The organism is Mycobacterium sp. NGS64 (assembly GCF_059812245.1).
In genome coordinates, this window is sequence record NZ_JCALCI010000002.1 from 655,337 (window position 1) to 681,605 (window position 26,269).

Annotated in this window: 21 protein-coding genes and 1 riboswitch; of the genes, 10 read left to right on the forward strand and 11 right to left on the reverse strand. The window is 67.6% G+C overall.

Annotated features, from left to right (window positions below; all coding sequences use genetic code 11):
* Positions 1–40 precede the first annotated feature (40 nt).
* The 7 genes from AC5Y4S_RS11435 to AC5Y4S_RS11465 all read right to left on the reverse strand — a co-directional run bounded on the left by AC5Y4S_RS11435 (position 41) and on the right by AC5Y4S_RS11465 (position 8,725).
* Positions 41–1,525: an aldehyde dehydrogenase family protein gene (locus AC5Y4S_RS11435; RefSeq protein WP_500032703.1), complete on the reverse strand. Its 1,485-nt coding sequence runs from the start codon at positions 1,523–1,525 to the stop codon at positions 41–43.
* Between the two features lie 88 nt (positions 1,526–1,613).
* Positions 1,614–2,831, reverse strand: a complete 1,218-nt coding sequence (locus AC5Y4S_RS11440; protein ID WP_500032706.1) for a cytochrome P450 — start codon at positions 2,829–2,831, stop codon at positions 1,614–1,616.
* Positions 2,831–3,811 (reverse strand): SDR family NAD(P)-dependent oxidoreductase, encoded by a 981-nt coding sequence (locus tag AC5Y4S_RS11445; RefSeq protein WP_500032708.1) that lies wholly within the window; start codon positions 3,809–3,811, stop codon positions 2,831–2,833. The genes AC5Y4S_RS11440 and AC5Y4S_RS11445 overlap by 1 nt, the downstream gene beginning before the upstream one ends.
* A complete protein-coding gene (locus AC5Y4S_RS11450) occupies positions 3,804–4,940 on the reverse strand; it encodes a spirocyclase AveC family protein (protein WP_500032709.1) in 1,137 nt (378 codons plus the stop codon). Before AC5Y4S_RS11450 ends, AC5Y4S_RS11445 begins: the two co-directional genes overlap by 8 nt.
* Complete coding sequence (locus AC5Y4S_RS11455) at positions 4,940–6,058, reverse strand: ABC transporter substrate-binding protein (RefSeq protein ID WP_500032710.1); 1,119 nt, start codon at positions 6,056–6,058, stop codon at positions 4,940–4,942. The genes AC5Y4S_RS11450 and AC5Y4S_RS11455 overlap by 1 nt, the downstream gene beginning before the upstream one ends.
* Before the next feature lie 82 nt (positions 6,059–6,140).
* Positions 6,141–6,992 carry a CbbQ/NirQ/NorQ/GpvN family protein gene (locus AC5Y4S_RS11460; protein ID WP_500032712.1) on the reverse strand — a complete coding sequence of 284 codons (852 nt, stop codon included), beginning with the start codon at positions 6,990–6,992 and terminating at the stop codon, positions 6,141–6,143.
* 26 nt (positions 6,993–7,018) lie between these two features.
* A complete protein-coding gene (locus AC5Y4S_RS11465) occupies positions 7,019–8,725 on the reverse strand; it encodes a nitric oxide reductase activation protein NorD (protein ID WP_500032715.1) in 1,707 nt (568 codons plus the stop codon).
* Between the two features lie 268 nt (positions 8,726–8,993).
* Between AC5Y4S_RS11465 and AC5Y4S_RS11470 the strand changes: the two genes are divergently transcribed.
* The 5 genes from AC5Y4S_RS11470 to AC5Y4S_RS11490 all read left to right on the forward strand — a co-directional run bounded on the left by AC5Y4S_RS11470 (position 8,994) and on the right by AC5Y4S_RS11490 (position 14,187).
* Positions 8,994–10,139, forward strand: a complete 1,146-nt coding sequence (locus AC5Y4S_RS11470) for an acyl-CoA dehydrogenase family protein (protein ID WP_500032717.1) — start codon at positions 8,994–8,996, stop codon at positions 10,137–10,139.
* On the forward strand, positions 10,136–11,239 hold the full coding sequence (locus AC5Y4S_RS11475; RefSeq protein WP_500032720.1) for an acyl-CoA dehydrogenase family protein: 1,104 nt from the start codon (positions 10,136–10,138) through the stop codon (positions 11,237–11,239). Before AC5Y4S_RS11470 ends, AC5Y4S_RS11475 begins: the two co-directional genes overlap by 4 nt.
* Complete coding sequence (locus tag AC5Y4S_RS11480) at positions 11,239–11,886, forward strand: nitroreductase family protein (protein ID WP_500032721.1); 648 nt, start codon at positions 11,239–11,241, stop codon at positions 11,884–11,886. Before AC5Y4S_RS11475 ends, AC5Y4S_RS11480 begins: the two co-directional genes overlap by 1 nt.
* A gap of 90 nt (positions 11,887–11,976) precedes the next feature.
* Positions 11,977–13,266: a TetR/AcrR family transcriptional regulator gene (locus tag AC5Y4S_RS11485; protein WP_500032722.1), complete on the forward strand. Its 1,290-nt coding sequence runs from the start codon at positions 11,977–11,979 to the stop codon at positions 13,264–13,266.
* A gap of 78 nt (positions 13,267–13,344) precedes the next feature.
* Positions 13,345–14,187, forward strand: coding sequence for an SDR family oxidoreductase (locus AC5Y4S_RS11490; RefSeq protein ID WP_500032723.1), 843 nt, complete (start codon positions 13,345–13,347; stop codon positions 14,185–14,187).
* Here the strand turns inward: AC5Y4S_RS11490 and AC5Y4S_RS11495 are convergent.
* From AC5Y4S_RS11495 to AC5Y4S_RS11505, 3 genes are all read right to left on the reverse strand, one after another.
* Positions 14,184–15,389, reverse strand: a complete 1,206-nt coding sequence (locus AC5Y4S_RS11495) for a cytochrome P450 (protein ID WP_500032725.1) — start codon at positions 15,387–15,389, stop codon at positions 14,184–14,186. The two genes, AC5Y4S_RS11490 and AC5Y4S_RS11495, sit on opposite strands and share 4 nt — an antisense overlap.
* Positions 15,390–15,409: 20 nt before the next feature.
* Positions 15,410–17,017, reverse strand: a complete 1,608-nt coding sequence (locus AC5Y4S_RS11500; protein ID WP_500033297.1) for a GMC family oxidoreductase — start codon at positions 17,015–17,017, stop codon at positions 15,410–15,412.
* A gap of 163 nt (positions 17,018–17,180) precedes the next feature.
* Entirely contained in the window at positions 17,181–18,155 is a 975-nt protein-coding gene (locus AC5Y4S_RS11505) for an AraC family transcriptional regulator (protein WP_500032726.1), read from the reverse strand.
* A 177-nt stretch (positions 18,156–18,332) separates the two neighbouring features.
* Here AC5Y4S_RS11505 and AC5Y4S_RS11510 point away from each other — a divergent pair, with 177 nt between their 5' ends.
* From AC5Y4S_RS11510 to metE, 5 genes are all read left to right on the forward strand, one after another.
* On the forward strand, positions 18,333–19,382 hold the full coding sequence (locus tag AC5Y4S_RS11510) for an aldo/keto reductase (RefSeq protein WP_500032727.1): 1,050 nt from the start codon (positions 18,333–18,335) through the stop codon (positions 19,380–19,382).
* A gap of 64 nt (positions 19,383–19,446) precedes the next feature.
* Positions 19,447–20,007 carry a TetR/AcrR family transcriptional regulator gene (locus tag AC5Y4S_RS11515; protein WP_500032728.1) on the forward strand — a complete coding sequence of 187 codons (561 nt, stop codon included), beginning with the start codon at positions 19,447–19,449 and terminating at the stop codon, positions 20,005–20,007.
* 28 nt (positions 20,008–20,035) lie between these two features.
* Positions 20,036–20,692, forward strand: a complete 657-nt coding sequence (locus AC5Y4S_RS11520) for an SDR family oxidoreductase (protein WP_500032730.1) — start codon at positions 20,036–20,038, stop codon at positions 20,690–20,692.
* Between the two features lie 62 nt (positions 20,693–20,754).
* Positions 20,755–21,705, forward strand: coding sequence for a cytochrome P450 (locus tag AC5Y4S_RS11525; RefSeq protein ID WP_500032732.1), 951 nt, complete (start codon positions 20,755–20,757; stop codon positions 21,703–21,705).
* Between the two features lie 81 nt (positions 21,706–21,786).
* Positions 21,787–21,923: riboswitch (cobalamin riboswitch) on the forward strand.
* A gap of 157 nt (positions 21,924–22,080) precedes the next feature.
* A complete protein-coding gene (metE, locus tag AC5Y4S_RS11530; RefSeq protein ID WP_500032734.1) occupies positions 22,081–24,351 on the forward strand; it encodes a 5-methyltetrahydropteroyltriglutamate--homocysteine S-methyltransferase in 2,271 nt (756 codons plus the stop codon).
* Between the two features lie 70 nt (positions 24,352–24,421).
* Here metE and AC5Y4S_RS11535 read toward each other — a convergent pair whose 3' ends face one another.
* Positions 24,422–26,176, reverse strand: coding sequence for a DUF3556 domain-containing protein (locus AC5Y4S_RS11535; RefSeq protein WP_500032735.1), 1,755 nt, complete (start codon positions 26,174–26,176; stop codon positions 24,422–24,424).
* Between the last annotated feature and the right edge of the window lie 93 nt (positions 26,177–26,269).

Here is a 26,269-nt window from a genome sequence, read left to right on the forward strand (position 1 = left end):
TCGAGGGCCGTTCCTTTCCGCGCACTCAGCTTCGCGGCCATCACCCGGCGGGGTACGCCACCGACTTGATCTCGGTGTACTGGTCGAAGCCGGCGACGCCGTTCTGCCGGCCCACCCCGCTGTACTTGTAACCGCCGAACGGCGTGTCGGCGCCGTAGGGAGCGCCGCCGTTGACGCCCATGAACCCGGCCCGGATCCGGCGGGCCACCGCCAGCGAACGCTCCAGCGACCCGGACATCACGTTGCCCGCCAGCCCGTACTTGCTGTCGTTGGCGATCCGGATCGCGTCCTCCTCGTCGTCATACGGGATGACGGCGAGCACGGGACCGAAGATCTCCTCCTGCGCGATGGTCATGGAGTTGTCGACGTCGGTGAAAAGCGTTGGCCTGACGTAGAATCCCTTGTCGAAGCCGGTGGGCGCGTCCGGGCCGCCGACCAACGCGGTGGCGCCCTCCTCGACGCCCTTGCGGATGTAGCCCATCACGCGGTTGCGCTGCACCTCCGAAATCACCGGCCCGCACAGGGTTCCGGGATCCTGCGGGTCGCCGCACGTGACGTTCTCGTAGATGCTCTTGAGGATCGCGACGCCCTCGTCGTAGCGGGACCGCGGCAACAGCATCCGGGTGGGGTTGGCGCAGCCCTGTCCGGCGTGCATGCAGGGCGCGATGCCGATCGCGCACGCGGCGCCGAAGTCGGCGTCCTCCAAGACGATCGTCGCCGATTTGCCGCCGAGCTCCAGGAACAGCCGCTTCATCGTCGCGGCACCCTTTTCCATGATCCGCTGGCCGACCACGGTGGAACCGGTGAAGGAGATCAGGTCGACCTTCGGCGACAGCGTGAGTTCCTCGCCGACAAAGTGATCCGACGCCGTCACGACGTTGACGACGCCGGCGGGGATGTCGGTCTTCTCGGCGATCAGCCTGCCGAGCCGGGTCGCGTTGAACGGCGTGTTGGGCGCCGGCTTGAGCACCACGGTGTTGCCGGTGCCCAGCGCCTGGCCGAGCTTGTTGAGGGTGACCTCGAACGGGAAGTTCCACGGCACGATCGCGCCGACCACGCCCACGGGTTCGCGCCAGACCTTGCGGGTGGTCAGGGTGCCGGTCAGGCTGATCACCTTGTCACCGAGGTCGGTTTCCCAGGCGTACTCGTCGATCAGCCTGGCCGGGTACTTCAGTCCGTCTTCGAGGGGGGCGTCCAGCTGGGGGCCGAAGGTGATGGCCCGCGGCGAGCCGACCTCGAGGATGAGCTCCTCGCGCAGCTCTTCCTTCTCCGATTCGATCGCCTCGTGCAGCTGCAGTAGGCAGCGCTTGCGCAGCTCTTTATTGGTCGACCAGTCCGTCTCGTCGAAGGCGCGCCGCGCGGCGTCGATGGCCCGGTGCATGTCTTCTTTCGACGCGTCCGCGACCTCACCGAGCGGCTCCTCGGTCGCGGGGTTGATGTTGGTGAAGGTGCCGGCCCGGCCCTCGACGAGCTTGCCGTCGATCATCATCTTCGGCTCGAAACGGACCTTTACAGCCTCAGTCATGTTTGTCACTCTCTTCTGAGTCGTTGAGGGGCTACAGAGAGCCTTACTGGAAAGTAGCCGATTGGCAAGGTCAAACCTTTTCGGGGGGCTACTGAGCATCGAAAAGCACAGGTACCGACGTCGGCGACCGGAAAACCTGCCCGCGGATGTGCGGGTCGTCCCCGTCGGGGTCCAGCCGCAGGTTCGGCAGCCGGTCGAGCAGCAGGTTGACGGCGGTGCGCATCTCCAGCCGGGCCAGGTGCATGCCCAGGCATACGTGCACGCCGTGTCCCCAGCCCAGATGCGCCCGGGCCTCCCGGTGGATGTCGAACCTGTTCGGATCCGGATAGCGATCCTCTTGCCGGTTCGCCGAGCCGAGCATCGGCATAACCGTCGCCCCGGCCGGTATCGCTACGCCGCCGAGTTCGGTGTCGCGCGTCGCGACCCGGGTGATCGTCAACAACGGTGATTCCCACCGCACCCCCTCCTCGATCGCCTGTGGCAGCAGCGATCGATCCGCGCGGATGGCATCCAATTGCGCCGGGTCGGACAGCAGGGCCAGCAGCAGGCTGCCCAGGGCCCGATAGGTCGTCTCGACGCCGGCCGGGAGCAGCAGCCGCAGGAACGAGTAGATCTCCTCGTCCGCGAGCTTCTCCCCGTCGATCTCGGCTGCACCCAGCGCGCTGATCAGGTCGTCCCTCGGGTCGGCCCGGCGGGCCTGCAGTATCGGCGCGAAGTAATCGCGCAGCGCGGCCGAGGCGGCAAGCCCGCGTTCCGGGTTCATCAGCCAACTCAGCAGCGAAATCGACCACCGCTGGAACTGGGGGTAATCCTTTTCCGGCAGGCCCAGCAGTCCCGCGATGATCTGGCTCGGGTAGTCAAAGGTGAATTCCTTGACCAGATCCGCCTTTCCGTTGTGCGCGAAGTTGTCGATCAGGCCGTTCGCCACACGGCCGACCAACTCGTCCTGCCAGCGCGCCAATGACTTCTGCGAGAACGCCTTTGACACCAGCGAACGCAGCCGGCCGTGGATCGGCTCGTCCATGCCGAGCATCACGCCTTCACCCAGCACGGGTCCGAACGCGGCGATGACGGCTGCCGAGGAAAACGTCTCGTTGTCGCGCAGCATCTGCTGGATGTCCTCGTGGCGATACACGATGAACATCGGCAGGCCTTCCTCGTGGGGAAGCGCTCCCGACGTCTCGAGCCGCTGCACCGGTTCTTCACGGCGCAGCCGCGCCAATTCGGTGTACGGGTCTCGCACGTCACCGGAGATGGCGTCGTCGAAGGCGCCGAAGTCCTCCAGGTCGTCGAAAAGCTGTTCCATTACGGCTCCCCTGTTCTTTGTCGTCTCGCGGCAAGGCGCTGCAGCACCGGCTGCGGAAGAACGCGCGCCGCCAACACCATCGCTCGCTGGGGCCAAGTCAACGGCCACGCGCCGCCCCGCATCTCGCCCTGTCTGGGAAGGCCCAGCACGATCCGCGAAAGGTGGTGCATGCCGGAAGCCGGAAGGATCCTGTTGGCCGCCAACAGCATCGAGGAGTCAGCGCCCACACCGCGGCGCCGGAACGCACCCCGGTCGGCCAGCGCCTTGAGCAGTCCGTCGGTGAAGCGCTCGGGTGGCCGGGCGAAACTGATCGCGAACCGTCCGCGAGTGTTCATTGTGTTGTGCAGCCGGGCGTACGGGCCGCCGAAGTCGCGGTTGTCGGTGGTGCCCGCGTCTGTGATGATCTCGGTGTCGTACATGCCGGCCACCAAGACGGTGACTCCGAGACCGAACGGAGCGATCTCGCCCGCCATCGACTCGCCCCACCGCTCCAACGCTCCCTTGGCCGCGGCGTACGGCGCGGTACCCGGTTGACCGCGGACGCCGGCCGCGCTGGATACCAGGACGATGCGCCCCTCCCCCGCCGCCCGCATCGACGGCAGCAGCGCCTGGGTGAGCGCGACGGGACCCATGACGGTGGTCCCGAACATCCTCTGCCACAACGCCATATCGGTTTCCTCCACCACTCCTGCGGCGGAGATCCCGGCGTTGTGCACGAGCGCGTAGGGGGCGCCGACGGCTTCCTCGATGGCCTTGGCGGCCGCCGAGATCGACGCGGAGTCCAACAGGTCGAGCTGCACACCGATCAGCCGGTCGTCGTCGGGCGACGCGCCGGTTTCCCCGCGCAGCAACGGCATTCCTTTGTCGGGGTTGCGCATGGCCGCGACCACGCGCCACCCCTCGCGGTACAGCCGCACCGCCGAGGCGAACCCCAGCCCGCGCGACGCGCCGGTGATGACGACCGTGCGCGGCTCAGCCATTCTTGCCCGGGGTCGCGCAGGCGCCCTGCCCGGGCGGCGGCGGCTGGACGACGGGCCGGCCGTTGGGTTCCCCGCTCGCCCAGGTGGACCAGATGCCGACCGAGTAGGGGCCCTGGGCGCCCGCCTTTTCGTAAAACCCTTGCGGGTCATACACTTTGGCTTCCGGGTAGGGCCACGGGCAGGCCACCGAGGTCGCGGCGTGGCTGGCCTTGATGGCCCAGAACCAGGCGCCGTAGGCGAAGTAGGACACGTTGATGATGGCGAACATCACCAGGAACGTGCCGAGCACCGGACGGCTCGGGAAGATCCTGGCCTTCGCGGCCAGCTTCTCGGCCACGGATTTCCCGGTGTCGTCGCGATAGCAGAGTATCGCCGCGGGCACCATCACGAACGTCACCGAGAACGACTCCCAGATCAGCGGGAACTGGAAGGTGCTGCCGGTGAACACCGAGCCCCACGGAATGACCTGTGAATAGATGTACATGCCCCAGTGGATGAGGGTGTTCTCCAGAAACGCATCCATGACAAAGCCGATCACCATGGTGACCAGGCCGAGGCAAACCAAGGGGTGTCGCGAGACGAAAGCCTCGGGCCCGTATTTGGCCTGTAGCTTCCGCAGAATCCAGACCGCCGGGAAGTAAGGGCCGAAGTAGAACATGACGTAGCCGAACACCACGAACGGTTCGACCGTTGGCGACAACGAGACGAGCGGCCAAGACTCCGGCCAGTGAACGAGGTCGGGGTTGTAGACCGCGAACGGCGACCAGTTCATGATCGGGTCCTGCCACACGATCAGCGTGGTGCATAGGAACATCAACATCACCGGGCTGCCCGGATTGCGCCGCCAGCCCCTGATGAACACCAACAGCAGCACGATCAGCGCCACCACGGTGGCCCAGTCCAGGAATCCGATGTAGTCCAGCCCGAACGTGAATTTCACCGGACGTGGCCGGCCTTGCACGTTTGGGTTGGCGACGCGTGGGTCGAGGGCGACCCGACAGTTCGCGATGAAGAACAGCACGAACGCCGCCAGCGCGGCGCCGGCGATCCAGCCGCCCCAGCCGCGTTTGTCGGGGCGGCCCGCCGGCTTCTCTTCCGCGACAAGCGGTGTGGACTGTTCCGTCGACATCAGCCGTCCTCTCCGAAGCGGTCGACCAGGCGCGAGTTGACGCCGTCGGCGTCCAGCGTCCGCGCCACCAGGTAGCCGGCGCCCATCCACGCCCGCCGCGTCCACTTGCCGAACGACACCCGGGTGCCGGGCGCGCCCGAGGCGGCGGGCATCATTTTCACCCGCTCCAGCGCCTCCTTCACCCCGCGCGGGCTGAGCGGGTGGGCGTCGGCAAATGCGCGCACGAGCGTGGCGGCGACGTCACGGTTGACCACGGGCACGCAATACTCGGGACGGCTGCCCTCGTACTTGGCGGCGTAGCGGTCGAGGAAGTCCTGGCCGACGCGATTCGCCTCGTCGTACTGGTCGACCCCGATCCAACCCATGAACGCGTTCCACATGATCGGGTTCACCCACGCGTTCTGGAAGGCCGTGGTGGTGAAGCGCGGCGGGTCCCAATCGACGGCCTCGAGCGCGGGGTTGATGAACACAATCCCGAAGCCGAAGCCCAGATGCACGATCGCTTCGGCCTTCGCGTCGTGCAGGGTGCGCACGGCCTCGTTGATGTCCTGAGCGGTCTGCGCGATCGTCGCCTCCGCGACGATGCGAATGCCCTTGCGCCGGCATGCGCTTCGCAGGTTCCTCAGATAGCTCTCGCCGATCAGGTTCTGCTCGACGAGGACCCCGATTTCGGCGAGCCCTCGTTTGGCGACGAGGTCCGCGATGAAGATCGGCTCGTCGGTCAACGAACCCTGCGGAAAGGAGAAGGTCCACTCGCCCAACCAGTCGTCGGTGCCGGTGACGCTGATCGCGGGCACCTTGAACCGCTCCTCGATCGCCTCGCGGGTGGGCACGCAGTTGTCGGTGATGTGCGGCCCGAACACCACCAGGCAGCCCTCGTCGACGAGCCCACCGAAGGCGTCGATCACCGACTTGACCGATCCCTTGGGCAACCCCTCCACCTCGCGGTAGATCATCTGCACCGGCCGATCGATCAGGCCCTGTTCCCTGGCCTCTTCGAAGACGAGGTCGAAGCACCGCGTGAAACTCGCCAACAATTCCTCCGGGAATCCCGGCGGCAGCGTGAAGTCCATCAGGTAGCCGACCTTGATCGGTTCGGCGCTGCTTTCGTAGGACATCAGACCTCCAGGACGTCAAAATTGCGCGCGCGACTGCAAACCTAATATTTGTTCTGAACCCTAGTCATGGCCCTGGGCAGCGTCAATCATGGCGCCCGTCGGGCCCACCCAGATAGATGTCGATCATCTCGCCGAGGCCCTGCCCCACCGCGGCGTCGTCGGTCAGCGGCCCGGCGATCGCGGCCCGGGCCGCCTCGCGTGTCGTCAGACCCTCTGCCACCAGCCGGGCCGCCGCGATCAGCACGCGCGTCGACGCGACCTCGCGCAGCCCACCGGTTTCCAGCCGGCGGATGGCCTGCCCGAAACGCACCAGTTCGGCCGCCGTGGCACCGTCGACGCCGGCCTCGTGCGCAACGATCGACTCCTCGACATCGGCTGCGGGGAAGCCGAATTCGATGGCGACCATCCGCTGACGTGTCGAGTCCTTGAGGTCCTTGAGCACGCTTTGATAGCCGGGGTTGTACGACACCACCAGGCCGAAGCCGGGCGCCGCGTCCAGCGTGACCCCGAGACGCTCGATGGGCAGCTGGCGACGGTGGTCGGCGAGCGGGTGCAGCACCACGGTGGTGTCCTGCCGCGCCTCCACCACCTCGTCGAGATAGCAGATCGCCCCCTCGCGCACCGCGCGGGTCAGCGGCCCGTCCACCCACACCGTCTCGTCGCCCTGCAACAGGTACCGGCCGACGAGGTCCGCGGTGGTGAGGTCGTCATGACAGGCGACGGTGATCAGCGGCCGGCCGAGGTCGTAGGCCATGGCCTCGACGAATCGCGTCTTGCCGCAACCCGTCGGCCCCTTCAGGAGGAGCGACAGCCCTTGGCGGTACGCCGCCTTGAAGACGGCCTCTTCGCCGCCGATCGCCTTGTAGTAGGGCCGCGCCATCTCGGCCTCGGGGGTCGCGCCGTTCCGGTAACCAACACCGGGCTCGTTGGGCATAGCTTCCCTTCTCCTCGAACCGCAGCCTATCCGGAACAGATGTTTGTTTCAACGAACGGGCGCGCGGTCGCGGCCGCCCGGCGGCGGACCTCGGCCGAGCGCAGCGCCGACCGGAACAGCGGTCCGATGACGCCGGGGAGTTGCTCCGGGCGCGCGATCGTCGCGTGCGCGGTGCTGCCGAAGACCCTGCGCAGCGATCGCGTGTCGGTGCCGGCACCGATGGTCAGGCACACGCAGCCGGCGCCGCGGCGGCGGGCTTCGGTCAAGGCGCGGCGAGCGTCGGCGGCGCCGTAGGGGCGCTCGTATCCGTGGTCGTAGGCCAGCCCGTCGGACAGCACCACCAGCAGCCGCCGTGACGTACCCCCGCGCGCCTCGAGGACCGCCGCACCGTGCCGGATGGCCGCACCGAGGCGGGAGTAGGCGCCGGGCTCCAGGCTGTTGAGCCGCCTCATGACCAGGGAGTCGAGGCGCTCGTCGAACCGCTTGACGGGCACCATGCTCACCGCGCGCCGGCCCTGCGAGTAATAGGCGTACAGCGCGACGCGGTCGCCAAGGTCGTGCAGCGCGACGGCGAGGTTGGCGACCGCCGCACGCTGTTGTTCGTGCACAGTCCGCCCGACCGTGCCGGGCTCGGCCGCCGATCCGGACACGTCGAGCAGGAGCAGCACCGACAGGTCCCGCCGGCGGCGCAGGCTGTCCAGGTAGACCGCCTCGTCGGGCACCGCCCCGGCCAGCGCCTCCACCCGGGCCTCCACCGCGGCGTCGATGTCGATGTCGTCGCCCTGCGACTGCCGGTGGCGGCGGTGCAGGCCCATCCCGAGCCGGGACAGCGGGCGGCGCACACCGATCGCCGCTTCGATGGCCTGGGTCGCCGGTTCCCTGATCGTCGGCTCGACCTCACGCACGGTGCACCACGCGGGTCGGTAGCTCTTGTGCGCGAAATCCCATTCGGGATACTTCACGCCGTCGGCGGGTTTGGCGTCGTCGCCGTCGATCTCATCGCCCGACGTCGACGCCAGCGACGATACGGCGTGCACGCCGCGATTGACCGAGTTGGTCCGGTGCGTCGGGGTATCCGCGCCGGGCGGTCCACCTCCGCTGCCGGTCTTGCGCGCGGACGACAGCATCTTCTTCAGCCACTTGCCGATGAAGCCGCCCCCGCCGACGGGGCTGGTGAACAGGTCGGGGTCGTCGGAATCGTCGAGCTGCGCGTCGTCCAGTTCGGCGAGTTCCCCCGCTTGGCGGCGCGGGACGTGCCCCTGGTTTGCTTCTTGTTTGGCCGCGCGCGACGACCTCGCCATCACCTTGGCGGGGCGGATCACTCCGAACTCCGGCGGCGGGTCGTCGACCGCCGCCCGCCCCCCGGCGATCCTCAGCGACGCGGCGGGGGAGTCGCTGCGGCTCGCGATGTCGCGGTTTCCCAACGACGCCAACATGCCAGGCAGCAGTTGGGCGTTGGCGATCAGCGCACGGTGGCCCTCGACCGCCAGGTAGCGCCTGGCCAGCCGGGGACGGCGGACCAGGCAACGCACCACATCGGCGTCCAGGCTGCCGGCCGCGATCATCGAGGCCTGCACGGCGATCCCGTTGAGATCGCGCGCGGCGTCGACGTGGATCGTCTCGCCGTCCGTCCACGCGGGTTCACCCGGTCGCAGTTCGGCGACCGCCACGGCCCGGCCCGCGAGCGCGGACGCGAACATGCCGAGGGCCTGCAATCGCGTGTCGTTTGCCATCGACCCCCGCATCAGTCGAGCTTGTTGACCAAATATCTGTTCCAGCGTAGGGTCCGGTTCCAGCTGCGGTCAATCAGGCCAAGAGGCCGGTTCCACTTGCCAAGGAGCGCACCATGATTGACTTCACCGACCGGGTCGCCGTCGTCGCCGGCGCCGTCGTCGGACTCGGCCGGCTGTACGCGCTGAACCTGTGAGCGGCGGGACATCAGCGCGACGCCCGCTAACGCCTAGTTGACCTAATATCTGCTCCAACGTAGTGTCCGGAAAAATGGACTTCTCCTACCCCCCGGAAGCCGAACAGTTCCGCACCGAGCTGCGCGATTGGCTGTCGGCGAACCTGACCGACGAGCTGGTGGCCGCCCGCCGGCCCGCGGGGCGCGACGACGCGGGGATCGAGTTGCTGCGGGCGTGGAGCGCGACGATGGCCGACGCGGGGTGGGCCGCCGTATCCTGGCCACGCGAATACGGCGGCCGCGGCGCGACCGTGCTCGAGCAACTGGTCTACACCGAGGAAACCACCCGCGCGCGGGCGCCCATGCCGCTCAACGTCATTGGGATGAACAACATCGCGCCCGCGATCATGCAGTACGGCACCGAAGAGCAAAAGACGACGCTGCTCCCCCGCATGATGCGCGCCGACGACATCTGGTGCCAGGGAATGTCGGAACCCGAGGCCGGATCCGATCTCGCCGCGCTGCGCACGCGAGCGGTGCGGGACGGCGACCACTTCGTCGTCAACGGCCAGAAGATCTGGACCTCGCTCGGGCATCGCGCGGACTGGTGTCAGCTGTACGTGCGCACCGATCCCGACGCCCCGAAGCACAAGGGGATCTCCTGCCTCATCGTCGACATGTCGCTGCCCGGCATCGAGGTGCGCCCACTCGTAACGCTCAACGGCGACACCGATTTCGCCGAGGTGTTCTTTCACGACGTCCGCGTGCCGGCCGACGCGTTGCTCGGGCCGCTGAACGCCGGCTGGCAGGTGGCCACCACCACCCTGAGCCACGAGCGCGCCGGCGCGGCGCGGCTGTACGCCGAGATGCAGGTGCGGCTGGAAGAGCTGGTGGACGACTTCGCCGCCCAAAGCGACGCGCTGGACGACCCGGTGATACTGCGGCGGCTCGGCGAAATCGCCGTCCGCATCAAGTATCTCGAGGTGCTGTGCCAGCGGTCGATCTCCGCCACGCTGCACGGCGGCGACCCGTTCGCCTCGGCCAGCCTGGCCAAGACCGTGTGGGGTGAGATCGGACAGGACATGGCCGCGCTGGCGTTCGACGTGCTCGGCAGCCACAGCACCGGCGCCCCGTGGGCGAGCTACCGCCTCACGTCGCGCTCGCTGACCATCGCGGGCGGAACGACCCAAATCAACAAGAACATCACCGCGCAGCGCGTGCTGGGATTGCCCCGCCGATGAACCTCGAACTCACCGACGAACAGATCGCGCTGCGCGACACCACGCGGTGCTTTCTCGCTGAGAAGGCGCCCGTCTCGGGGCATGTGCGCGCGCTGCTCGACGATCCGACCGGCGTCGACGAGGCGGTCTGGCGGGGCCTGGCCGACCTCGGCGTGACCGGGCTGCTGGTGCCCGAGGAACACGGCGGGGCCGGGATGTCGATGGTCGAGGCGGGGGTGGTCGCCGAGGAACTCGGCGCCGCACTGCACCCCGGACCGTGGCTGTCGAGCGCGGTCGCCGCGACCCGCGCGCTGACCAGGTTCGCCGCCAATGATGATGGCACAACGATTTTGGCCGGGATCGCCGACGGCAGCACCATCGCCACCGTGGGCTTCCTGGACGCGGAGAACGCCGCCGTCGAGGTGGCCGGGGGCGGTGAGGAGATTGCGGTGCGGGGCGAGATCGCCGGCGTGCCCGACGCCGCCGCGGCCGACACCTTGCTGGTGCTCGCGCCGGACCCCGGCGGCATCGGGCTTTACGCGTTGAAGACCGACTCTTCCGGGGTGGCCGTGGTGCCCGAGCGCGGTATCGACCAGACCCGCAAGCGTTTTCGTGTCGAGCTCGACGGGGCGTCCGCTTGTCGCCTTGCCACGGCCTCGCCGAAAGACGTTGCCGCCGTGATCGACGACGTTCTCATCGCCACCGCCGCCGACGCGCTCGGCGCCGCGCGCGCCGTCATGCACCTGGCCATCGAATACGCAAAGGTCAGAAAGCAATTCGGTCAGGTCATCGGCTCGTTCCAGGCGGTCCAACACCTGTGCGTCGACATGTACGAGACCGTCGAGCTGGCCCGCAGCGGTGTGATCCACGCGCTGTGGGCCGCCGACAACGAACCGTCTTCCGACGAACGCCATCTTGCCGCGCTGCGGGCGAAGGCGTTCGCCGGGCGGCTGGCGACCGTGGGCGACACCGCCATCCAGGTGTTCGGCGGCATCGGTTACACCTGGGAGCACGACGCCCATCTCTACCTCAAGCGCTTGCTGAGCTGGAGCGAACTTCTGGGTAGGCCCGACCGCTACCTCACCGAAATCGGTGCGCGCCTTGGTAAGAGGGGCCCTTGATGGACATCGAGTACCTCCTTTCCGCGACCCGTTCGGCCCGCAAGTCGCTCGACCTCGATGCGCCGGTCGACATCGCGGACATCCGGGAGTGCCTGCGCATCGGTTTGCAGGCCGCCAACGGCTCCAATCAGCAGTCCTGGCGGTGGCTCGTGGTGACCGACCCGGCGCTGCGCGGCCAGATCGCCGAGCTATACCGCGAGTCGTATCTGCTTCGCGTCGGCGGGCAGTTACTGGCCGATTTGCTTCCCGCCGGCACGCCGCAGGGCCGGATCATGTCGTCGACGGAGTGGCTCGTCGAGAACATGGCCCGGGTCCCCGTGCTGGTGATCCCGTGCTACGAGCCCTACCTGCCCCGCGTCGACGGCGACGAGTCGTTCCATCAGGTCACGCTGTACGGCTCGATCTTCCCGGCCGTGTGGAACTTTCAGCTCGCCCTGCACACCCGCGGCTATGGAACGTGCATCACGACGTTGCACCTGCACCGCGAGGGGGAGATCGGTCGGCTGCTGGGCATTCCACCGACCTACGCGCAGGGATGCCTGCTGCCGGTGGGCCGGCTGCGCGCCGGGCACACCTTCCGGCCGGCTCCTCGGCGGCCCGTCGACGAAGTGGTTGCGCGCGACGCCTGGGACGGCCCGCCGCCCTAGAATGGGCACCGTCGGCGCTTTTGTGCAGCGCATTTGTTTCGGCACCGTCTGATAGCCTCTAACAAAGATTTGGTTCGGCCGGGAGGACGAATGCGTAAGGTCGCGAATCCGTCGGCCGCCCGGGCAAACAACGCTGACGACTCCGGCACCCGTCGAACCGAAATCCTGCAGACCGCGGCGTCATTGATCGCATCGTCGGGCTTGCGGACGTCGCTGCAGGAGATCGCGGACGCGGCCGGCATCCTGCCCGGCAGCCTGTATCACCACTTCGAATCCAAAGAGGCGATCCTGGTCGAGCTGACCCGCCGCTATCAGGAGGACCTGACCCGGATCGGGCAGGAGGCCCAGGCCCGGCTGGACGAGCCCGACTCGCGACCGGCCTCGGAGCAGATCGTCGAGCTGGGATCGGCGATCGCGAACTGCGCCGTGCGACACGGCGCCGCGTTGCAGATGTCGTTCTACGAGGGCCCCGGCGACGACCCCGAGCTGATGAAGCTGACGCAGCAGGCACCCACCGCTGTCCAGCAGGCGATGCTGCAGACGCTGCGCGCCGGCAGGTGGAGCGGCTACATCAAGCCCGACATCGACCTGCCCACGTTGGCCGACCGCATCTGCCAGACCATGCTGCAAGTCGGGCTGGCCGTCATGCGCCACAACTCCCCGCCCGACCAGGTCGCCGGGCTGCTGTGCCGAATCATCTTGGCGGGATTGGCGGCCCGGCCGCCCAGCGACGCGGCGTTGAATCGGTCCAAGGCCTTCGCGGCCGCAAACGCCGTCATCGACACCTGGGCCGACGACGCCGACGCGGATCCCGACGACAAGGCGGCCCACGTCCTCGCGGTGGCGCGAACGGAGTTCGGCCGCAAGGGATATGAGGTCACCACCATCCGGGACATCGCGTCCGCGGCCGGCCTGGGCACCGGGACCGTCTACCGGGTGATCGGGTCCAAGGACGAACTCCTCGCCTCGATCATGGAGTCCTTCGGCAGGAAGGTGGAGGCCGGTTGGGTGAGCGTCCTGCAGGCGGACGCCACCGCGGTCGAGAAGCTGGACGCGCTCAGCTGGGTCAACGTCAACGCGCTCGATCGGTTCTCCGATGAGTTCAGGATTCAGCTCGCGTGGATGCGCCAATCGCCACCGAACACGCCCAACCCGGGCTGGCTGTACGCCACCCGGCTTCGCCAGATGAAATCGCTGCTGTCCGAGGGCATCCGGGCGGGGCAAATCCAGATCGACGCGCCGTCCACCGCGATGCTGGCGCGATGCGTCATCGGCCTGCAGTGGATACCGGAGAACATCCTGCGCGCCGTCGGCAAACGCGCCGCGCTGGTGCATGCCCGCGACACCGTCCTGCGCGGAGTCGCGGTCCGCGGCAAGTAGGTATTGAAACCCAATAACTGTTACCCATACAGTTGGGCAGTTAGAACCGGGTTGGCAGTGAGCGAGAAGAGGATTTCCATGACTATCGTCGATCGGTTGCGCTACGACGGCAAGCGCGCACTCGTTGTTGGCGGCGCGACCGGGATGGGCGCCGCGGCGGCCAAGTCGGCGGCCGAACTCGGCGCCGAGGTCATCGTGCTGGACTACGCGCCCGTCAGCTACGACGTCGCCCAGTCGGTGCAGGTCGACCTGCGCGATCCCGCGTCGATCGATGCCGCGCTGGCGCAGGTGGACGGTCCGATCCATGCGCTGTTCTCGGCGGCCGGCATCGCCGAGGGCACGACCGACCTGATGGCGATCAACTTCATCGGGCACCGCTACGTCATCGACCGCCTGCTCGAGAAGAACCAGCTTCCGTCGGGCTCGGCGATCTGCTTCATCTCCTCGGTGGCCGGCATGGGCTGGGAGAACGACCTGGAACTGCTCACCGAGTTCCTCGCCAACCCCGACTTCGCGTCGGCGCAGGAGTGGGTGAAAGCCCACGAGGCCGAGGGCATCATCCACTACGGCTTTTCCAAGAAGGTCGTCAACGCCTACGTCGCGACCCAGGGCTATCCCCTGCTGAAGAAGGGCATCCGGATCAACGCGATCTGCCCGGGTCCGACCGACACCCCGCTGGCGCAGGCCAACGCCGACCTGTGGCTGACGTTCGCACAGGACTACCGCGACGAGACCGGTTCGAAGGTGCACACCCCCGAGCAGATGGGCGACGTGATGGCGTTTTTGAACAGCGCCGCCGCGTTCGGCATCAACGGGATCACGCTGCTGGTGGACTACGGGCACACCATGGCGTCGCTGACCGGCGCCTACCCGCCCGGCAAGCCGATCATCGACCTGATCATGGGCCGGGTGAAGCTTTAGCTCTCATCGACACCGATGAGCAGGCGTTCCGGGCTGCGGCCCAGGACGCGGCGCCACGGGATGCTGGCGGGGTCCTGCCCCAGGTGCAGGGCGGGGCGTGCGGCCAGCGCGGCGCGCACGCACTCCTCCACGGCGACTTTCGCGAGCGAGGTGCCCAGGCAGTAGTGCGCCCCGGCCCCGAAACTCATGAGCCGCGGCGTCCCCGGCCGGGTGAACCGTTCGGGATCGAAGCGGTCCGGCGACGGCCACGCCTCGGCGTCCCGGCACGCCGAGGCGATGCAGAGCAGAACCGTCGAGCCGGCCGGAATGGTGGTGCCGTGCAATTCAATCGGCGCGACGGCGGTGCGCGGAATGAGGGGGATGCTGGGCTCGAGGCGCATGGTCTCGGCCACCGCGCTGGCGAGCCGCGCGTCATCGTCCGCTACCCCGGCAAGCCGGTCGCGGTGCTGCAGTGCCACCAGGAGGCTGCACGGTATCTGACTTCCCGTCGTGTCGTGGCCGGCGACGAGAAGGTTCGCGATCATCGCCACGGTCTCGTCGCGCGTGAGCCTCTCACCGTTGGCCTCCGCGGTGAGCAATCCGGTGATGAGATCGGGACCGGGATCTTCGGTTCGACGCTGCGCCAAAGCATCTACGTAATCGCGCATTTCGACGATCGCGCGCGTCGCGTCCGCGATCTGATCGGCAGTCATCACGTAGAACACCGGGCTGAGGGCATCGGCCCACCGCGAGAATGCATTGACGTCGGCGTCCGGGACACCGAGGAGGGGGCAAATCAACCGCGTTGCCAATCCTGCGAAGGCAGCTACCAGATCCCCGCCGTCGCGGGTCGCCGACGCGATGGCGACGGCGGCCAGCTCGGCGGCGGTCGACCTCAGCGCCCCGACGGAGCGGGGGGTGAAGGCGCGGGAAACGAGCGACCGAAGGCGGCGGTGGTAGTCGCCGTCGTTGGTGAACATCAGCTGGCTGTACCAGTCGCGCAATGGACCGGCGCCGATGCCCATGTCGTCAAACAGGGCCAGCCCGATCCCGTTCAGCCGCTCGTCGCGGGCCAGCGTTTCGACGTCATGCTGCCGCAACACCACGGTGGCGCCCGTGATCTCGTCGGTCGCCAGCGGGCCGCGTCGGATCGCCTCGGCGAGTACGTCGTGCATCCGTGTGGTCAAGCTACCCGTCAGATCTACCAAGGGTTTGGTTTCCATCCCGACTTCCTCCCGTCGGCTCACAGGGCGTATTGGTGGCGCAGAATCTGCCCAGCACGCTCGCCGATGATGACGCAGGGAGCCATGGTGTTGCCCGTGGTGACCCGCGGCATGATGGATCCGTCCGCGATTCGAAGGCCTTCTACCCCATAAACTTTCAGCGAACCGTCGACCACCGACATCTTGTCGTGGCCCATCTTCGCCGTGCACGTCTGGTGGTGATAGGTGGTGACCTCGTTGCGGATGAAGCGCACCAGGTCGGCGTTGTCGAGCTTGCCCGGCATGACTTCTCGCTTGCTGAAGGGACGGAGGGCCGGCGCATTGCCGATTTCACGGCACAATTCGATGCACGCGATCGCGGCCTTGAGGTCCTCAGGGCGCGACATGAGACCGTCGTGGATTCTCACGGGGTCGCAGGGATTTGGCCCGGTAAGGGTGATGTGCCCGCGGCTGTTCGGCCGCACCACCGCGCCATACATGGCCCAGCCCTCCTCGGGCACACCGAACGCCCGCGCGTTCTCCGCACTGGAGAACGGGAACTCGAGCTGATAGGCCTGCAGATCCGGGGCATCCAGACTCGGATCGCTCTTGCCGAAAAAAGTCACCTCGCCGCCGCTGTTGCGCCAGGGCAGGGGTTCGCGATATTCCCAGACGCACGAGAAACCGGGGTGGTCCTGCAGGTTTCGACCGACCCCGGGCAAATGCTGCACGACCCCGATGCCGTGTGACTGCAGGTGAGTCTGATCGCCGACACCCGATTGCATGAGCACCTTCGGGGTGTGAATCGCGCCGAGCGACAGGACGACCTCGGAACCCGCACTGACGCGCCGCAGTTCACCGTCGTGCAGGAATTCCACTCCGGTGGCCCGCGACCCCTCGAACGTCACGCGGGTCACCAACGCGCCCGTCAGGACGGTCAGGTTGGGCCGGTCCATCAGCGGGAACAGGTAAGAGCGAAAGACCGATTCGCGGCGTCCGTTGCGGATGCGCAGGTCGACGATCGATGCGCCACCGGCTGCCTCCATGAGGCTGCCGTTTGGGCTTGCGAAGGCTGGAATGCCCAGCGATTTACCGGCTTCGAGCCCGGCGTGCGCGATCGGGCTCGGTTCGGCGGCTGGTTCGACGTAAACGGGTCCGCCGATGCCGCGATGCCGGGGATCAGGAGCCCCGTGCCAGTCCTCGATCGCCCGGTAGATCGCGAGTACCGAATCGTAGCTCCACCGTTGATCTTTGGCCTCGGCCGCGAAGTAGTCCCAGTCGCTTTTGTGACCGCGCGCCCACACCATGACGTTGATGCTCGAGCCCCCGCCGAGGACCTTGGCCATCGCGTACGGGATTGCTCGTCCATTGAGGTGGCAGTTGCGCTCGGTGGTGAAGTTCCAGTCGCGCTCGCTGCCGAGGTTTGCCAGCCACATTCCCGGTTCGCTGATCTCGGGTCCTTCGTCGGGTCCGCCGGCCTCGAGCACCAGCACGCTCACGTTCGGATTTTCGGCGAGGCGCCGGGCCACAACCGAGCCGCTCGATCCCGATCCGCACACGATGAAGTCGTATTGCCGCTTCAATTCGGCGACCAGCCGCCGCTGGTTGCGGCGAACGCGTTCGGCGAATTCCGCTGTGGAACGCCCCATCTCGACCGAGGTTGATGTCATCAGGTTCTCGCTTCCAGGTAGAGCTGGCGACTCGGATGGCCGGCCACGGATACTCCATGGTTACGTCGGCCGCGTCGCTCCAGCGACCTGCGAAGGCCCACAGCGCGTTTTTCGGCTATCGGTCCGCGCTGCCCGGACAGCCTTATCGTGCCCCGCGCAGGGTCTGCTGCGGCGACTCTCCGTACATCGCCTTGTAGGCGGCCGCGAACCGGCCGAGGTGCGCGAATCCCCAGCGATGCGCAATCGCGGAGACACCGGTGTCCGAAGGGTGGGCGGAGCGCAGTTCACCGTGCGCGCGACGCAGCCTGACTACGCGCAGATACGCCATGGGTGACATCCCGACGTGCCGACGAAAACCCTCCTGCAATGCGCGCACGCTGACGTGGCAGTCGAGCGCCAATCGCGATGTCGTCAGCGCGGATTGCGGCGTGCTCTCGATGATGTCCATCGCCTCGCGGACAGCTGCCGGCGCGATAGGCCGGACCGACGATGAAAGGGCCTCGCGATGGGGATGGTCGGCCACCAGAAGCAGGCCGTACACCAGGCTCTCCACCAACGGATCCAGCACGGCCGGGTGCCGCATCGGACTGTCCGAATGGGCGAGCTCCCGATTGAGCCAATGCGCCTGGGCCACCCAGCTCCGCGCGGCATGGCTGGCCAGCGGCAGCGTTACGGTGAAGGGAACGGATGATCCTGCCGGCTGGCCCAACAGCGTTTCGAGTGCGGTATCGACAACGAGTTGGTCGATCTTGACCCCTAGGTGTCGGCTCGCCCCGGGCCAACGGGTCACGCTCATCTCGGCCTCGGGCCCGTAGATCGTGGCCGTCGCGGGAGTCGAAACCCACCGTTGCCCCAGGTATCGCGACTCCAGCCGGCCCTCGATCGGGACGTGCACGTAGTAACTGTCGCGACCCTCCGAAAAGCGAAGCGACACATCGGTGTCGTAGCTCAGATCGGCCAGCGTGATCGGCCCGGCGTGGATCAGGCGCTGGCTGAAGCCGAAGCCGTCGGGCGGGCCGAGCAGTGCGAGCTTGTGTGAGTGAAAAGCCGACTCGCAAAGGTGGATAGCCTGCTCCGGCGATCGCGTGCGAAACCAGTTGTCCGCCATGACGGTCATCGAGTCCCGTTCGGTAGGTGCCAATCGTCTGGTGCCCTGGTCGGGCCACACATAGTAGACGTCACCAACGTCCAGCGGGTTCGATTTTCCTCCGTTCTTGCTAACCGGAGAACTCTCCGATATCTTTCACGATCGTACCGGAGAATTCTCCGCTACGTTGCCCCGAAGGAGAGACCATTGCGATACATCAAGCTCGGCAACTCGGGATTGGACGTGTCCCCCCTGGCGATCGGAGCCATGACCTACGGCGATCCGGAGCGCGGACATCCCGTGTGGTCGCTGCCCGAAGACGAATCGCGGCCCCTGATCAAGCATGCGGTCGAGGCCGGGATCAATTTCTTCGACACTGCCAACATCTACTCGCAGGGCAGCAGCGAAGAGATCCTCGGACGCGCGCTGCGCGACTACGCCAACCGCGACGACGTGGTCATCGCCACCAAACTGAGGCATCCGATGCGTACGGGGCCCAACGGAAAGGGACTGAGCCGCAAGGTGATCATGACCGAGATCGACCATTCGTTGCGCAGGCTCGGCACCGACTACGTCGACCTTTACCAGATTCACCGCAACGATCACACGACCCCGCTAGAGGAAACCCTCGAGGCGTTGCACGACCTGGTGAAGGCCGGCAAGGTCCGCTACCTGGGGGCGTCGTCGATGCCGGCATGGGAGTTTTCCAAGGCCCTTCACCTGCAGCGCGCGAACAACTGGACGAGGTTTGTCTCGATGCAGGATCACTACAACCTGCTGGCCCGCGAGGAGGAACGCGAGATGATCCCGCTATGCCTCGACGAGGGCGTGGGCACCATCGTCTGGAGCCCGTTGGCGCGCGGAAGGCTCGCGCGATCGTGGGCGGACGCCAAAGTCACTGCGCGAGCATCGAACGACGGATTTGCCGACATGCTGTACGCCGGTGTCGGTGACGACTCCGACAAGGCCATCGTCGACGCGGTCGGCGCCGTCGCCCAGGGGCGCGGCGTGAGCCGGGCCCAGGTGGCGCTCGCCTGGTTGCGCTCCAAACCCGTGGTGACCGCGCCCATCGTCGGGGCCAGCAGCATCGGCCAGATCGACGAGGCGATCGCCTCGCTTGACCTCGAGCTCAGCGAAGCCGAAACGCACAGGCTGGAAGCCCCCTACAGACCGCGCTACGACTTCCAGGGCGTCTCCGACGACACCCTGCTGCAGGCGGTGGCGGAGCGGATACCCCAGTTGTCCACGGCCAGTTAGCCATCTCGCCTTATCCTCGTGCTGCGGCAAAGGGGTTTTGACCAGAACGAGGAGGTGGCGGCCTGTGGCAGACGACGGTGTCGCCCGGATTCGCTCCGACGCCCTGCGCAACCGAGAGCACATCATCGAGGTGGCGCACGACGCCTTCGCCCAGTCGGGCACGGCGTCTCTCAACGAGATCGCGAAGCGCGCGGGGGTCGGGGCGGGGACGCTGTATCGCCACTTCCCCACCCGGGAAGCCTTGATCCTCGCCGTATACCGCCACGACGTGCAGCGACTGGTGAATTCGGTGCCCAGGCTATTGCGAGCCCATCCGCCCTTGGACGCGTATCGCATGTGGTTCTACAAGGCCGCCGACTATGTCCGCGTCAAACACGGCCTGGGCGACGCCCTGCACAGCGCGGCGGCCCAGGACGCGATCAATGAGACATACGCACCCGTCGTCGCCGCGGTCGGCCAGTTGCTCGATGCCTGCGCGCGGGACGGATCCTTGCGACCCGATCTCGACCCCGCGGATGTCCTGCTGCTCATGAGTTCGCTATGGCGGGTCGGCGAAGGTGCAGCGGGCAGGCGACAGGCGAAACGAATAATGGAGCTCGCGATCGAGGGACTGCGTCCCAGATAGCCCGCGTTCCCGCGGGTACCGTCGGGTCATGGCACGAGTCATCGTCTTCGGCGGCCACGGCAAAGTCGCGTTGCGGCTGGCCCCCATCCTGACCGAGCGCGGGGACGAGGTGACCTCGGTCTTCCGAAACCCCGACCATTCCGACGACGTCGCCGCGACCGGCGCCGCCCCGGTGGTGGCCGACATCGAGCAACTCGACACCGACGCGCTGGCCGGCCTGCTGGCGGGTCACGACGCCGTCGTGTTCTCCGCCGGCGCGGGCGGCGGCAACCCGGCCCGCACCTACGCCGTCGATCGCGACGCCGCGATCCGGGTGATCGATGCCGCCGTGCGGGCCGGCGTCAGGCGGTTCGTGATGGTGTCCTACTTCGGCGCGGGCCCGGATCATGGTGTGCCGAGCGAGAATTCGTTTTTCCCGTACGCGGAAGCCAAGGCCGCCGCGGACGCGCACCTGCGCGCCAGCGACCTGGACTGGACGGTGCTGGGGCCGGGCCACCTCACCCTGGAACAGCCGACGGGGCGCATCGTCATCGGCAGGGGAAAAGGCGAGGTCTCCCGGGCCGACGTCGCGCTCGCGGTGGCCGCGTCGCTGCACGACGACTCCACCATCGGCCGCACCATCGAATTCAACAACGGCGCCGAGGGGGACGGCGTCCCCATCGCCGAAGCACTCGCTGACCAGTAAACTCCGCTGCGCACGGAGGCTTCCGGGGCGGATTCGCTGATAGGGATGGAAGGACAGGGCGCGTGAAGCTTGGCGACTGCCCGGTCTTTCCTCCCGAGGCGGCAGCCGCCCTGAGCACGGACCGCGGCTTGGGTTGGCGCCTGGCGCGAGAGGCCGGCCCCGTTTTGCGAGACCCGGGGGCTAGCTGGGTGTTCGTCGTCGGGCGGGAGCAGGTGTTGGCGAACCTGGACGATCCCCGGTTGGATCGCGCCCGGGCTCTTCCCGAAAGCGATCTCGAGGTGCACGACCGGCTGTTCGCGCCGAAATCAGCGCACGAGATCGCGGCGGTGTTCCGTCCGATCGCCGCCGAGCTGATCGATCGTTTCGCCGCCGCCGGTGGCGGTGACGCGGTGGCCGATGTGACCGCGCCGATGGCCGGTGCCCTTTTCGACGTCGTGTCGCGCCTGCGGCTGCTGCCCGCCGAGCACCTGGCCGGGCGGTCCGGCCACGTCTTTGCCGAGGCGTGCCGCAACCTGTTCAAACACGCCGGCTGGCACCTGTTGGCGTTGGCGCGCGGCCCCGAATTGTGCGACGCGCTTCGACGTCAGCCCGATCTGATCCGCGAGTTCGTCGAAGAGATCCTGCGGTTGGAGCCGATGGTGCAGGGCTGCCAACGTTTCACCACCCAGCCGATGACCGTCGCCGGGGTGGACATGCCGCCCGGCGTGGTCGTGATGTTGTGCATCGCCGCGGTCCAGCGGGACGGCAGCGACGCCATGTCCACCGATGATCTGGTGATCGGCGTTAGGGCGCACCGACATTGGAGCCTGGGTGCGGGGTCGATGCGTTGCCGTGGCGGGCACATCGTCCGCCAGGTGTTGCGGGTGCTGGTCGAGGAGTGGCTCGACCGGGCCGGCGATCTTGGGCCGGCTCCCGGTTTTTGGCCGGTGGCTGGGTTCCCGAACACCGAGAACTCTTTGTGGCTGCCGAAGCTGCCGCTGGTGGCGAGGTCCTCGGACCGGTCGACGCGGTAGACTCCGCTGCGCAGCTGGTCTGCCGTCGCCGTGACCGCGGCGTCGGCATCGAGCGAGGCAACGTTAGACCCGCCTCGCGAGAGGGAACCCGGTGGGAGTCCGGGACTGTCCCGCAGCGGTGAGCAGGAACGACCGCCGTCACACGCACTGGTCTCACGACTGGGAAGCGACGGCCACTAGGAGCACCACCCGGTGCGCGCCTGCGAGTCCGAAGACCTGCCAGCGGTGCCGGGCGCGCCGCGTCCGGCGGCTCATCGCCTCGTGGATTGGGCGTTTGGCCGTGTCCGGTGCGGTGTAACCCGAAGGCGTTCACCGTGATCGGATCGGCTGCGCGTCCGCGGCGGTGAGCGCCCCGTCGATCGATAGGACGAAATCGTGACCTCGCAACCCTTCACCGCAACGGTTACCGGCTCCCCGCGCATCGGCCCGAAACGCGAACTCAAACGCGCGACCGAGGGCTACTGGGCCGGACGCACCAGCCGATCGGACTTGGAATCCGTCGCCGCTTCCCTGCGCCGCGACATGTGGTCCCAGCTCGCGTCCGCGGGCCTGGACTCGGTGCCGGTGAACACCTTCTCCTACTACGACCAGATGCTCGACACGGCCGTCATGCTCGGCGCGCTACCGGTGCGGGCCGGCGAAGTCCCCGACGAACTGGACCGCTATTTCGCCCTCGCCCGCGGCAACGACGACATCGCGCCGCTGGAGATGACGAAGTGGTTCGACACCAATTACCACTACCTGGTCCCCGAGATCGAGCCCGCGACGCGGTTCGCGCTCAACCCCGACAAGGTGCTCTCGGAGCTGAAAGAGGCCTTTGCGCAAGGTATTCCCGCTCGGCCGGTGGTCATCGGTCCGATCACCTTCCTGCTGTTGAGCAAGGGCATCAACGGCGGCGGCGCGCCGATCGAGCGGCTGCGGGAGCTGCTGCCGATCTACTCCGAGCTGCTCTCGCTGCTCGCCGAGCACGGCGCCCAGTGGGTGCAGTTCGACGAGCCGGCCCTGGTGACCGACATCTCCCCCGACGCGCCCGCGTTGGCCGAGGCCGTCTACGCCGCGCTCGGTTCGGCGAGCAACCGGCCCGCGATCCACGTCGCCACCTACTTCGGCGACCCCGGCGCGGCGCTGGCAGGGCTGGCCCGCACGCCCGTCGAAGCCATCGGCGTCGACCTGGTCGCCGGTGCCGGCACCGCGGTGGCGGGCATCCCGGAACTGTCCGGCAAGCTGCTGGTGGCCGGCGTCGTCGACGGACGCAACGTCTGGCGCACGGACCTGGAGTCGGCGCTGGCCAAGCTGACGGCCCTGCTGGGTTCGGCTGCCAGCGTGGCGGTTTCGACGTCGTGCTCCACCATGCACGTGCCGTATTCGCTGGAGCCCGAAACGGGGCTGGACGACAACCTGCGCAGCTGGCTGGCGTTCGGGGCCGAAAAGGTAAGTGAGGTCGTCACTCTCGCGCGCGCCCTGTGTGACGGGCGCGACGCCGTCGCGGACGAGATCGCGGCGTCCAACGCCGCCGTCGCCTCCCGTCGCAGCGATCCGCGGCTGCACAACGACGGGGTCCGCGCCCGGATCGACGAGATCGTCGCGTCGGGCACGCACCGCGGCGGCGCGGCCGAACGCCGCGCCAGCCAGGAGGCGCGGCTGCACCTGCCGCCGCTGCCGACCACGACGATCGGCTCGTACCCGCAGACGTCGGCGATCCGCAAGGCGCGCGCAGCTTTTCGGGCCGGCGAGATCGACGAGGCCGAGTACGTCGCCAAGATGCGCAAGGAGATCGCCGACGTCATCGCGCTGCAGGAGCAACTGGGCCTGGACGTGCTGGTGCACGGCGAGCCCGAGCGCAACGACATGGTGCAGTACTTCGCCGAGCAGCTGGAGGGCTTCTTCGCGACGCAGAACGGCTGGGTGCAGTCCTACGGCAGCCGCTGCGTGCGGCCGCCGATCCTGTACGGCGACGTCGCGCGGACCCACCCGATGACCGTCGAGTGGATCAGCTACGCCCAGTCCCTCACCGACAAGCCGGTGAAGGGCATGTTGACGGGGCCGGTCACCATCTTGGCCTGGTCGTTCGTGCGCGACGACCAGCCGCTGGCCGACACCGCCAACCAGGTGGCGCTGGCCATCCGCGACGAGACCGTGGACCTGCAGGACGCGGGCATCGCGGTGATCCAGGTCGACGAACCGGCGCTGCGCGAGCTGCTACCGCTGCGCCGCGCCCAGCAGGAGGACTACTTGCGGTGGGCGGTGGCGGCTTTCCGCCTGGCGACTTCCGGCGTGGCCGACTCGACGCAGATCCACACCCACCTGTGCTACTCGGAGTTCGGCGAGGTGATCGGCGCCATCGCCGACCTGGACGCCGACGTCACGTCGCTGGAGGCGGCGCGCTCGCACATGGAGGTGCTGGACGACCTGAACTCGGTCGGCTTCGCCAACAGCGTGGGCCCGGGCGTGTACGACATCCACTCACCGCGGGTGCCGAGCGAGGGCGAGATGGCCGAGTCGCTGCGGGCGGCGCTGAGAGCGGTGCCGCCGCAACGGCTTTGGGTCAACCCGGACTGCGGGCTGAAGACCCGCAACCCCGACGAGGTGACCGCGTCGCTGCGGAACATGGTCGCCGCGGCCCGGGAGGTCCGGGCGGGCGCCTAGCCTTTGCCGCGAGCGTAACCACACTGCGATTTTTGGACCGAAATCTCGCAGTGTGGTTACGCTCGTGAACCTATTCCGGCTTTTCGGCCGGCTCGTCGGCCGGCTCCGACAGCACCTGGACCGGCACGTCGTCGGCCCAGGGCTGGCGGGTCACCATGTCGGCGACCCGCACGAAGCCGCGCTCGAACTCGCCGGTGGCCGCGTCCACCAGCCGGTAGGCCTGGGTCTGCTTGTGGATCGGCTGCGCGTCGAGCAGTACGACCCGCACCTCACCGGGCTCGAAGTGGCAGCGCTGCTGCATGGCGGTGATGAGCTGCTCGTTGTGCATGTGGCCATCACCGAAGTTCCAGCCGATGGCGGTGCTGCAGATCCGCTCGCCGTCGGTGATGAGGTAGTCGTCCTCGTTCTGGCCCGCCATGGCGCGGTGCGCCAGCGTGAACAGGGCCCGGCCGTGCGTGTTGAACCCGCGGAACGCGTACCCCATGTAGATGGGGATCTGGGCGGCTTCCGGGCTGCCGTAGAACCGCTCCAGCTGGGCCTGCGGCATGCTGGCGATCGCCACGATGCCCCGCCCGATCTTGTCGTTGGCCGACGGTTTCATGCACCACAGCGTGGTGTCCCAGTTGCCGGCGTAGTAGCGCATGCCCGGCAGGAACGAGATCTTGCGCGGGAACAGGTTGCCCAGCACCACGATCCCCGCGATGACGACGAACAGGATCGCCACCACCACGGGATGCTTCAGGTCCGCCAACCCCAGCCGGGCGTGCGCGACGAACAACGACAGCACACCGAAGATCATGAAGACGTTCCACTCCAGCGGCACGCCCATCGGTATGGACAACAGGATCCCCAGATGGAAGCAGACCATGACGAACGCCGCCACGGTCGTCGGCCAGCCGCCGTGGCAGAAGAACAGCGGCAGCGGCACCAACATCTCGATCGCCGTGCTCACGTGGGCCAGGAACCGGGACAGCCGCCCCGGCCGCAGGTCCTCGGGGAACTTCTCGAAGAACTGCCGCTTCAGCCAGCGGGGCCGCACCAGCGGGTTGTTGGACATCATCGTGGAGATCACGAATGGGAAGTGCTTGTTGAGCTTCGACGTCGCCGCGCCCATCCAGATGACCAGGAACACCACCTTGGACCCGACGATCATGTCGGCCCCGCCGAAGAGGAAGGTCACGGTCATCGCCGCGTACACCTCGCCGCGGGCGGCCAGGAAGATCACCTTGTCGCGCAGCCCCGCCGCCGCGAGGATCAGCAGGATCACCACGATGCGCCAGGTCGGCAGCAGCCCGACGCTGGTGCCCAATTCCGGCACCGGGCCGGTCCCGTCGACGAACAGAGTCCACAGCGTCATCACCAGCAGCGCCGCATAGAGGAAGACGTCCACCGGTTTGCGGGTGGTGCCGCGGGTCAGCGGGACGCGATCCGGCCACGGTGGCAGCCGGATGGTGCCGAACCGCATCCAGTACAGGATCGAGCCCAAGGGCGGGAAGAACCGGTTGTTCAGCGGCCCGAAGCCGCAGCCCAGCCCGACCACCTCGAACAGCATCGTGTAGAGCACGACCTTTTCGAAGACGATCGGCTCGGACCACCAGTGCGCGACGTTGGTGAACCCGCCGAGTCCCTTGGTGGCCGAGGCGAACAGCCATCCGAAGAGGATGTAGAGCAGGATCTTGAGCACGTAGAACAGGTGCAGCGCGACCGGCGTGCCGAAGCCCACCTCGGCCCAATGTCGGGCCATCGGACGGATCTTCTCGCTGCGGGTGCCCTTGTTCCATTCCTCCATGTCGAGCTGGGGCAGCTCGGGCTTGAGAAATCCCATGGTTTGACAGGTTAGAACGCGTTCTAGGCGTATGGCTTGGGTAGGGGCAAAGAATCTTTTGCCCGCAAGTTAACCGGCGGATACCGTGAAGTC

Coding starts and splice junctions, on each gene's coding strand:
- AC5Y4S_RS11435 (WP_500032703.1), bottom strand. CDS start 1,525: ATGACTGAGGCTGTAAAGGTCCGTTTCGAGCCGAAGATGATGATCGAC.
- AC5Y4S_RS11520 (WP_500032730.1), top strand. CDS start 20,036: ATGGCACGAGTCATCGTCTTCGGCGGCCACGGCAAAGTCGCGTTGCGG.
- AC5Y4S_RS11445 (WP_500032708.1), bottom strand. CDS start 3,811: ATGGCTGAGCCGCGCACGGTCGTCATCACCGGCGCGTCGCGCGGGCTG.
- AC5Y4S_RS11475 (WP_500032720.1), top strand. CDS start 10,136: ATGAACCTCGAACTCACCGACGAACAGATCGCGCTGCGCGACACCACG.
- AC5Y4S_RS11455 (WP_500032710.1), bottom strand. CDS start 6,058: ATGTCCTACGAAAGCAGCGCCGAACCGATCAAGGTCGGCTACCTGATG.
- AC5Y4S_RS11485 (WP_500032722.1), top strand. CDS start 11,977: ATGCGTAAGGTCGCGAATCCGTCGGCCGCCCGGGCAAACAACGCTGAC.
- AC5Y4S_RS11500 (WP_500033297.1), bottom strand. CDS start 17,017: ATGGGGCGTTCCACAGCGGAATTCGCCGAACGCGTTCGCCGCAACCAG.
- AC5Y4S_RS11480 (WP_500032721.1), top strand. CDS start 11,239: ATGGACATCGAGTACCTCCTTTCCGCGACCCGTTCGGCCCGCAAGTCG.
- AC5Y4S_RS11440 (WP_500032706.1), bottom strand. CDS start 2,831: ATGGAACAGCTTTTCGACGACCTGGAGGACTTCGGCGCCTTCGACGAC.
- AC5Y4S_RS11460 (WP_500032712.1), bottom strand. CDS start 6,992: ATGCCCAACGAGCCCGGTGTTGGTTACCGGAACGGCGCGACCCCCGAG.
- AC5Y4S_RS11505 (WP_500032726.1), bottom strand. CDS start 18,155: ATGACCGTCATGGCGGACAACTGGTTTCGCACGCGATCGCCGGAGCAG.
- AC5Y4S_RS11495 (WP_500032725.1), bottom strand. CDS start 15,389: ATGGAAACCAAACCCTTGGTAGATCTGACGGGTAGCTTGACCACACGG.
- AC5Y4S_RS11450 (WP_500032709.1), bottom strand. CDS start 4,940: ATGTCGACGGAACAGTCCACACCGCTTGTCGCGGAAGAGAAGCCGGCG.
- AC5Y4S_RS11535 (WP_500032735.1), bottom strand. CDS start 26,176: ATGGGATTTCTCAAGCCCGAGCTGCCCCAGCTCGACATGGAGGAATGG.
- AC5Y4S_RS11465 (WP_500032715.1), bottom strand. CDS start 8,725: ATGGCAAACGACACGCGATTGCAGGCCCTCGGCATGTTCGCGTCCGCG.
- AC5Y4S_RS11490 (WP_500032723.1), top strand. CDS start 13,345: ATGACTATCGTCGATCGGTTGCGCTACGACGGCAAGCGCGCACTCGTT.
- AC5Y4S_RS11470 (WP_500032717.1), top strand. CDS start 8,994: ATGGACTTCTCCTACCCCCCGGAAGCCGAACAGTTCCGCACCGAGCTG.